The organism is Rhodovulum visakhapatnamense (assembly GCF_004365965.1).
In the GTDB taxonomy this organism is placed as follows: Bacteria; Pseudomonadota; Alphaproteobacteria; order Rhodobacterales; family Rhodobacteraceae; genus Rhodovulum; species Rhodovulum visakhapatnamense.
Genome location: NZ_SOEB01000050.1, coordinates 1 through 8735, shown reverse-complemented (window position 1 = coordinate 8735; position 8735 = coordinate 1). Strand labels below are relative to the sequence as shown.

At 57.7% G+C, this 8735-nt stretch carries 8 protein-coding genes and 1 pseudogene; 7 read left to right on the top strand and 2 right to left on the bottom strand.

The features are described 5' to 3' along the window. Nucleotides 1-314: tyrosine-type recombinase/integrase (locus EV657_RS20660; RefSeq protein WP_166673754.1), on the top strand; the 314-nt coding region annotated here is incomplete at its 5' end. Nucleotides 315-940: 626 nt separating this feature from the next. Here EV657_RS20660 and EV657_RS21760 read toward each other — a convergent pair. Beyond that, entirely contained in the window at nucleotides 941-1729 is a 789-nt protein-coding gene (locus EV657_RS21760) for a hypothetical protein (protein ID WP_166673753.1), read from the bottom strand. Between the two features lie 236 nt (nucleotides 1730-1965). Between EV657_RS21760 and EV657_RS21755 the strand changes: the two genes are divergently transcribed. From EV657_RS21755 to EV657_RS20630, 6 genes are all read left to right on the top strand, one after another. Continuing rightward, nucleotides 1966-2901: a hypothetical protein gene (locus tag EV657_RS21755; protein WP_166673752.1), complete on the top strand. Its 936-nt coding sequence runs from the start codon at nucleotides 1966-1968 to the stop codon at nucleotides 2899-2901. A gap of 118 nt (nucleotides 2902-3019) precedes the next feature. Further along, the gene (locus tag EV657_RS20650; RefSeq protein WP_134079708.1) at nucleotides 3020-3286 is read left to right on the top strand and encodes a hypothetical protein; all 267 of its coding nucleotides are present in this window, start codon (nucleotides 3020-3022) and stop codon (nucleotides 3284-3286) included. 277 nt (nucleotides 3287-3563) lie between these two features. Further along, on the top strand, nucleotides 3564-4502 hold the full coding sequence (locus tag EV657_RS20645) for an IS5 family transposase (protein WP_134079707.1): 939 nt from the start codon (nucleotides 3564-3566) through the stop codon (nucleotides 4500-4502). A 1191-nt stretch (nucleotides 4503-5693) separates the two neighbouring features. Next, nucleotides 5694-6026 carry a hypothetical protein gene (locus EV657_RS20640; protein WP_166673751.1) on the top strand — a complete coding sequence of 111 codons (333 nt, stop codon included), beginning with the start codon at nucleotides 5694-5696 and terminating at the stop codon, nucleotides 6024-6026. A gap of 4 nt (nucleotides 6027-6030) precedes the next feature. Further along, complete coding sequence (locus tag EV657_RS20635) at nucleotides 6031-6429, top strand: SET domain-containing protein-lysine N-methyltransferase (RefSeq protein WP_134079703.1); 399 nt, start codon at nucleotides 6031-6033, stop codon at nucleotides 6427-6429. Further along, nucleotides 6426-8588 (top strand): putative bifunctional diguanylate cyclase/phosphodiesterase, encoded by a 2163-nt coding sequence (locus EV657_RS20630; protein ID WP_134079702.1) that lies wholly within the window; start codon nucleotides 6426-6428, stop codon nucleotides 8586-8588. Before EV657_RS20635 ends, EV657_RS20630 begins: the two co-directional genes overlap by 4 nt. 43 nt (nucleotides 8589-8631) lie before the next feature. Here EV657_RS20630 and EV657_RS20625 read toward each other — a convergent pair. Continuing rightward, a pseudogene (locus EV657_RS20625) lies at nucleotides 8632-8735 on the bottom strand (IS5/IS1182 family transposase); the annotation flags it as partial.

The window sequence follows — 8735 nt, the reverse complement described above, 5'->3', positions numbered from 1 at the left end:
TGAACTTCGATGCCTTCATGCGTTTCCGCTCCTCTCCCAGCCAGGAAAGATTAGCCGAAAACTCCAGCTTCAAACGGTCCAGTTTTCAGGGAACACAGCACGCCCACGGGCTTCGCAAGACCCGCGGCGTTGCCCTCGCCGAGGCGGGCGCGTCGGCGCACCAGATCATGTCCTGGCTGGGCCATCAGACCCTCAAGGAAGCCGAACACTATACCCGCCAGGCGAGTCGGCGACGGGCTGTCATGGGGGAAGAACAAGAACAGAACGTTGCAACGCCCGCCGCGCCAGTTGCAACATTTCCGAAAAAGTCGTGAGTTCTCAGTTGGTTATTTTGGAAGTGGCGCGCTGGGGAGAACGAAAATTCTCCATCCTGATCAATGATGTGTGGTGGAAAACACCTGCGAAACGGCCCATTGAACATCAACCGCTTGCCGCCGCCGATGGAAAACGGCCGACGCACTCCTCTTCAAGATAAAGCCGAACTCCGAACACCCTCGACCGCAGCGCGAACGCTCGCTGCCGATTGCGGCCGTTCGACACCCCCTGCCGTCGACGGTTGACGAATCGCAGAAGCGGACATCCGCTTGGCCCATGGATCAGCCCTCAAACAGCGACGCAGACGGCCGAGGCTGTGTGAAAACGCCAATTTCGAGAATCTGGCGGGAACAGTTTCCTCAGCGGCCTGTATGCGGCGGCCGGAGCCAGAACGAAATACTGCCGTTGTTCCTTTTGGAAAACGTCGTTTCGGGATCGACGATGCCTGACCGAGTTTTCACACAGCCTCGGCCCTTTCCCGACATTCGTCGACCGAATTGGCACCACGGTGCAGCGTCATCGAACCGGTCATTCGCCGCGCGTGCGAGAAAGACGATCTGGTGCAGGTGCGCCGGGCTTTCTTTACGTTCAGCCTTCCTCGCTCATCGGCAGGCGGAACGCCAGATCAGCCGAATTCATCGTCGGTGGAACGATTGCGTACGTAACCGGTGTGCGCCCAGGTGCGCGCAAGACTTGACCGTCGGACGGAACCTGACAATCCTGCAATCGGATTCGGTGGACGTGGAACCAGGGGCGTCCGTGCACGAGAGAATTTGGAACAGGCCGAGAAACGATTATGCGGTCGTGGACTCGGATTTTGGGGGCACGCATGCGGATTTTTCATTACGCCTTGATTATCATAATGACTATCGGGATGACGTCGCCCGGCGCGTCGGCCGAGGAATCCGCCGCCAATGCGCTTTTTGTTCAGGCCATTCGTCTTTATGCCGACCTGCCCGAAGACCCTGCCGAGCGCCTGGCTCGGTTGAATGACATTAAATCGGCATTCACGACAATCGTCGAAGACTATCCGGCTTCCGATGTGGCTGTCAGGATCGTGCTGGACGAAAAGCTTGGCACCTATACGCCGTCGGAACTCGACCGCGAGATTGCGGCCATCACCCTCGATCTGGAGCAGGATGCGCTTGCCGAGGAATGCCCGATCCGGCCGACGCAACCCTGCCTGAGCGCGATGATCGAAAACTCTCCCATGGGGAGAACAGCGCTTCTCGCGGAATTCGCAATGAAAGGTGGCTACGAGGAGCTTCTTGCAGGGCTTTACGCGGCGCTTTTCGGGGATAGCTTCGACATCGACAATCGCCTGACCAAGGATCACGCGGCGTTCCTTGTCGATGCCGGGCCGACGGGGTTCCTTGTCGATGCCGGGCTGACGGGATTTGCGACTGGCGATCATGCGCGTGCTGCGGCGGTCATCAGGGCGATTGCGGATCAGTCCCCGTTTTTCGATGTGCCGGAGGGAAGCGACGTGTCGGCGCTGGCGGCGGCCCTTGTCGAGGAAGGCACAAAACGGCTGTTCCGGGACGACATCAGCGATGCCCTGAGGGACCGGGTTCAGCGCGTGGCGGCAGAGGATGCGGCGCGCACGGGGTCCGTTTCGTCCGAGTACGTGAGTGTGATTTTGGAGAGGGCATGGACTTTGCGGAATTCGGCTCCCGCATGGAAGAGCTTTTTCCGAAACTCGAAGAGAAGGGATTCCAGCCGGACGTCAGCCTGGACAGGATCCTTGATATCGTCCTGCGATCCGAGGACGCAGATACCTATCTGGAAAACTTTTTCGAATTCGGAGAGATCGAGGAGCTCGACGATCCTTCCCGTTTCGAGCCGGATGTACTGTGGCGCATCTACGAGGTGATCGCCGCTGCGCAGTACAAATCCAATCCCCGCAGGACACGCTCTCTTTGGCTCAGCGCCGCATATGGAAACGCCGCGCGAGCAAAGGCAGCCATCGCGCAAGAGGCGGACCGGTCGTACAGAATCGGCGGCTGGGACAGTGCCGGAAAAGCCGCCTTCATCCTTGGGGCCGAGGGCGAGCGGCAGACTCTGGACGAACTTCTGCGGATATCGGATTTCGGCGGCGACTCCAAGAACGCCGCCGCCGAGGCACTGACGATCAGGCTGTTCAACCTTGGAGCGGCGATCGCTGGAGACGCAGAAGCCCTTGACGCCCTGGTCCAGGGATCGGGCTATCGCGAACTGGCAGAAATTCTGGAAGGGATTGGCCCGAGGCAGGTCGTGAGCCTACTTTTCGACCCCTACTATCGGGATTTCGATTACTATCGGGATTTCGATTTGCGTGCCGAGGCTGTTCCTCAGGCGCTGCTTGACCGGGCGCGGCGGTTCGCTTTTGTCGAGAACGTGACGGCGCAGGGCCTGGATGCCCGTGACATCGCCCGGCAGATCCCGAAGGGGGATGCGGAACTTGCCTACGCTGTCCTGTCTTCCGTCGAACTGCAGACGCGTATCGCGCTCGCCGCCGAACTCGACGCAGGATCCGCCGAGTTCCAGGCTCTCTACGGGATTTTCGACGATACGGTTCTGTCCAACACGGTAGCCACGGAGCGTTGACGGCCCAAAGCGGCCTTCCTTCGATTGCTCCAAATGCAGCAACCGCATCCCGCTTTGCGGACATTGGCTTCTGTGATCAGTGCTTCTATCATGAGCTATAGATCCAGGAGGCATTCAGATGGAACGCGAACCCAACCTTGTGATTTCCAGCGCCTCACGGCGCATTGTTGAGGATGGCGTGCCATTCAAGGTGGACATTTACAAACTCGAAGGCGGGGACGGTTGGTCGCTGGAAGTCGTGACTGAAGACGGGACATCCATTGTTTGGGATGATCTCTTTGAAGACGACCGAGCCGCATTCGAGGAGGCAACCAAGACCATTCGCAGTGAAGGTGCAGTTGCCTTCGCCAACGGTGGTTCAAACGTCATCCCGTTCAAGCGGTAGGGAACGGCCGAGGCTGTGTGAAAACTCGGTCAAGCACGTCCGGTGCCGGAACAAAGTTCTCCCGACGAAGCACCTGCGAGATTTCTTTCTGCTGAGGGGCCGCCGCGAGCTCTTCCCGAGGAAGTTACTCCCCGCGGACTCTGGAAATCTGAGTTTTCACACAGCCTCGGCCCAGAGCGGTCATTCGTCGGCGGTCTTGGCTCCCGCAGCGGGTGTTGTTGCAGAACTTGGCCGGTGAAGGATTCACATCGGAAATCCATGCGGTTAGACGAGCGGCATGAGCAAGCCCAAGCCCGCCCGCTACCGCACTACGAACTGGTCCACCTACAACGATGCGCTCAGGAAGCGCGGGTCACTGCTGATCTGGCTGGACAAGGAGATGACCTGGCACGCGCCGCATGAGGGACGCCCGGGGCGCCCGCCGGTATTTTCGAATGCCGCGATCCAGTTCTGCCTGTCGATCAAGATTCTGTTCAAGCTGCCGCTCAGGCAGACAGCCGGGATGGTCGCGAGCCTCCTGCGCCTTTCTGGGCTGGATTGGCCTGTTCCGGACTACTCGACGCTGTGCCGCAGGCAGAAGACCCTGAAGGTGCAGATCCCTTATCGCCGTGCTGGCGGACCGCTGAACCTGCTGGTGGACAGCACCGGCATCAAGTTTCTTGGCGACGGCGAATGGCAGGCCCGCAAGCATGGCGTTCAGGGTCGTCGCCAATGGCGCAAGGTGCATCTGGCGATGGACATGGACACTGCCACATCTGACATCCGCGCGGTTGAGTTCACCCCGAGCCGGGAAGGTGACAGCCCCGTCCTGCCGGACCTGCTTGGCCAGATCCCTGAGGGCGAGGACATTGGCCCCGTGACCGCAGATGGTGCCTGCGATACCCGCCGCTGCCACAGCGCCGTCATCGCGCGCGGCGGCACGGCAATCATACCGATCCGCAGGAACGGTCGGGCTTGGAAAGAGGACTGCCCGGCTGCAAAGGCGCGCAACGAAACTCTGCGCGCCACGCGTTATTACGGTCGGGCATTCTGGAAGCGGCGGACCGGATATCACGCTCGCAGCCGCGTGGAAGCCAAGATGCGATGCCTGAAGGCTTTCGGTGAGCGCATCGCCGCGCGGGATCCCGATCGCCAAACCGCCGAAATCCACATCCGGGTCGCCCTTATCAATCGCTTCAATGCACTCGGCACCGCCGAGGTTGTCCGCGTGGCTTGAGCACCGACGGGAAAGGGCCACTCACACCTCAGGCCGACGTTCTGCGACAACGCCACCTAAGACTGCCTATCGGGCACAGCGGGTGTTTTTCAACAGTATCCGCCCTGACTTCCGATTCTCAGGCCCTGAAGCTCTGCGGCGCGGTGAGGGGCCGCTTCGGGGAAGCTCGGCCGATGCCTCGGAACGGTCGCAAACGTCCGCAATCCGCCCAAACCTTCGAGATCCAGCCGAATCAGCGTTGAGACGGGGTGAAGGTCCGGTTCGGGGAAGCTCGGCCGATGTCTGGGAGCGGGGCCGAACGTCCGTTCCCTGCCCATCGTGTTGGAGGTTGGCGCCATGCCGCCCCGATTGCGACCGGCAGCTTTGCGCTGGGACCGGCCGTCTGCCGCGCCAGGCACGAAGGTCGGCTCTGGGCCGTCTGCGCCGCTGTTTGAGGGCTGATCCGTGGGCCAAGCGGATGTCCGCTTCTACGATTTGTCAACGGGCGACGGCAGGGAGCGTCGAACGGCCGCTCTCGGCACGAGCGCTCAGGGCCGAGGCTGTGTGACAACTCAGTCAAGCACGTCCGGTGCCGGAACAAAGTTCTCCCGACCAAGCACATACGAGATTTCTGTCTTCTGACGGGCCGCCGCGAGCGCTTCCTGAGGAAGTTACTCCCCGCGGACTCCGGAAATCTGAGTTTTCACACAGCCTCTGCCGCTTGGGGCAGATTGTCTTGAAAAACTCCGACCGAGGCCAAGAGGCCGTCTGAGTTTAGAATGTTATTCTCCGCGGGGGAAGAAACGGCCTGTTTGCCAAGGAAGGTCGCAAAAAGGCGGAACCATGTTCTATGGGTTGGTGCTCTGCGGCCCCGCAACCGAGTTTTTCAACAGTATCGGCGAGGAGCCGACGTTCGGCTCCGTTCCGAGGCATCGGCCGAGCTTTTCCAAAGCAGACCCTCGCGGCGCCTCGACGCCGAGTCGGCTGGATCTCGGAAGTCAGGTCGGGGGATCGCCGTCACCGCCTCGAGCGTGTCGGGCAGTCCTCTCAGCGGCGCGGCAGGGCAGCAGATGATCATGCCGGGGGCAAGCGCCACGTTGCTCTGCGGGAAGAAGCCCATTCCTCCGGTCCAGAATAAGGTTTCGTTTACCTCGTTGTGCGAGGCTCACGCGACCGAAAAAATTCTTCCCCATGAACGGGCAAAACGCTGAAATGGTAAAGACTTACGCCATCCTGGCAGGCATCGTGATTGTTACGGCGGCCGGAGACTATGCGTTGAAGATGGCCGCGGTTCGACCGTCTCCCCTCACGTCTTTTTGGTTCGTCAAAGGAACGCTGCTCTATGCTGTCACAGCAGTCGGATGGATCGCGCTTATGCAGTCGCACTCATTACCGCAAATTGCCGTTCTGTACAGCGCAGCCACGATTGTTGCACTCTCCTTCATTGGCGTAGTCGCCTTCGGCGAGCATGTGTCGCTCCGCCAATGGACAGGCATCGTCCTCGCATTAACTGCTGTAATCCTCGTAGAGTTCGAGGCGAGCTAGCACCATGATCCTCGTTCGTCACTACGTTGCGCCCAGCCCAATCCACGGGCTCGGTGTCTTCACTCGCGAGCAAGCAAAAAAGGGCGACGTGATCTGGCGTTTCGAACCAACTTTCGATGTAGAAATTCCCGAACGCCTGCTTGAATTCCTGCTAGACCCCTACGCCGAAACGGTTCGCACAAATGCAGAATATTTCGGATCAAGACGCGTTTTCCGCCTAGGAAACGACGGCGACATTTTCATGAATCATAGCGACAACCCAAGTTTGATAGATCTTGGCGATGAGATGGTTGCGGCGTGGGATTTGAAGGTCGGCGACGAACTGACCTGCGACTACAGAAATGTAGTAGTATTGGACTTCTCGCCTCCACCAAAGGCTCAACTTAAGGAGCGTACGCCTTGAGATCGGAAGCCCTTCCCCCGAAAATAATGGCCGCCTCGATCCTATTCATTGCGACCTTTTCAGGAGTACTTTGGGCATCTTTCATCTCCATAGTAGATACAACAAACAGAGATGCCGCAAAGCAATCCAAAGTCTTGATGTCGGGACGCATCGGCGCCTATCAGGAGCAACTCGCCTTAATCGCAAGCGACTACAATAATTGGACAGACGTCTACCTCGCGGCAGAGAACCTGGACCTAAAAAAGCTTTCTACAAACTATGGGATTACCGCCGTACGAGGCGATGTCTTTCAATATGCCGAAATGTTCGATGGCCCGTTTGCCGAACCCATTGCATGGTTCTCTGGAGGCACGCTGCAACCAGGACCTTCGCTATTTGATGAAGAAGTGCAGAACGCACTGCGCCGGCACGTAGCGGATTTGAACCAGAATACGCGCGAAACCTATGAATTCTTCATGAACATCCGCGGGAAAATAGTAATCTTTAGCGCGTCATACCTCTTGCCAGAATTTGGAGAGTTCGAAAAATCAAACCATGGTGAAAAACACGCAATCGCGATGGTTGGAAAGGTTCTCACACAGGAGGCGCTGTTGCGCGTGGCCGACGAACTTTCGGTTCGAGACATTCACTTCACAACAGAATATTCAACGGAAGCGCTGCCCTCAATCAGCCTATTGGGGCCGGATGAGGCGCCGATTGCATCACTTTCCTGGAATGCTCCTGAGCCCGGGACAAATCTCTTTGCAAAGATGTGGAAGATTCTCGCAGCAGCTACTGCAGCTCTTGCGGCAGTCACAATCCTCGCTGCTGCCGTGGTAAACATCAACATTCGCAAGCTCGTTAGAAAGGAATGCGAGGCTGCTGATCTCGCGCGCACAGACAACCTGACCGGACTCGCCAACCGCCTCTACCTGCTGGAGCGCATGGAAGCCCTTTTACAGATGCCTGGACACGAAGTTGTTGCGCTCGTGCTCGATCTAAATCGATTTAAGCAGGTGAATGACGTTGTCGGCCATGCCGGTGGAGATGCCCTTCTAAAGTCATTCGCATCACGCCTGAACGGATTTCCATTTAGAAATTCGTTCTGCGCGCGTACCGGTGGCGATGAGTTCGTCATTGTCTTCTGGGGAGAGAGCGGACTGCTTGAAGCGATAAAGAAGCGCGCAAGTTGGTTGCAATCCGTTTGCTCCAGGCCAATATCCTGCCTCGGGTTCGAGTTTGATATCTCAGTATCGAAAGGTCTTGCGATCACTCATAATGGGCAGCTAAGTGCGCAAGAGGTCCTGCGTCGCGCCGACCGCGCAATGTATCACGCAAAGACCCAAGGGCTTCAGAGGCTAGTGATTTTCGACGACGAGATGGAGCGCACAGATCATTCGAATAGGAAAATTGAGCGATCCTTGCGCGAATCTCTGACGACTGACGGCCACTTTTTCGTGGAGTATCAGCCCATTGTTTCCGCCTCAGACCCCAGCAAGCTTATCAGAGTGGAGGCGTTGGCTCGATGGCGGGATGACTCGGGCGACATCGTTTCTCCTAGTGAATTCATCGGAATTGCGGAAGTCAGCAACTTGATCGTTCCGCTTGGATGGAGGATTCTGGATATTGTCTGCCTTGATCTCGCAAGAAACCCCGGAATCTCTGCCAGTGTGAACGTGTCTGCGATTCAGCTAATGTCACCAAGTTTCGCGTCTTCTCTTACTACGCGCGTTTTTCGCTCAGGCGTGGAACCCGAGCGGATTGAACTCGAAATCACCGAGACGGTTGCACTTCAGGATACAGAGGTTGTCGTTGATCAGGTTCGCCGACTGGTTGCCGCTGGCTTTTCCGTAGCGCTGGATGACTTCGGAACCGGATATTCTTCGGTGGGCTATATTCGAAAGATTCCGTTTTCAACATTAAAAATTGACAAATCCTTCGCCATTGGCGGAATAGGTGGCGGAGAAAACGAGGCTCTTATCGAAGGGATAGTTTCGCTGTCTCATGCACTCGGAGTGGAGGTGGTGGCGGAAGGTGTGGAAAGAGTCGAGGACTTCATTAAGCTAAACCAAATTGGGTGCGATTACATTCAGGGGTTCCTCGTGGGAAGGCCAACTTCTCTGGAAGTTGCGCTTGACGGGATTTCGAAATCCTACCTTGAGTTGGCAATGCAGTCTTAGCCTTGGAATTATTCCCGCAATAGTTCATGTCCACCAATCTAGGTCATGTTGGCAAATGGCGGACCCAGAGACGGATCGACGTGATGTCAATGAAGCCGAGGAAGCTCTCAGCGGTCTTGTCGTAGCGGGTCGCGACACGCCTGGCGT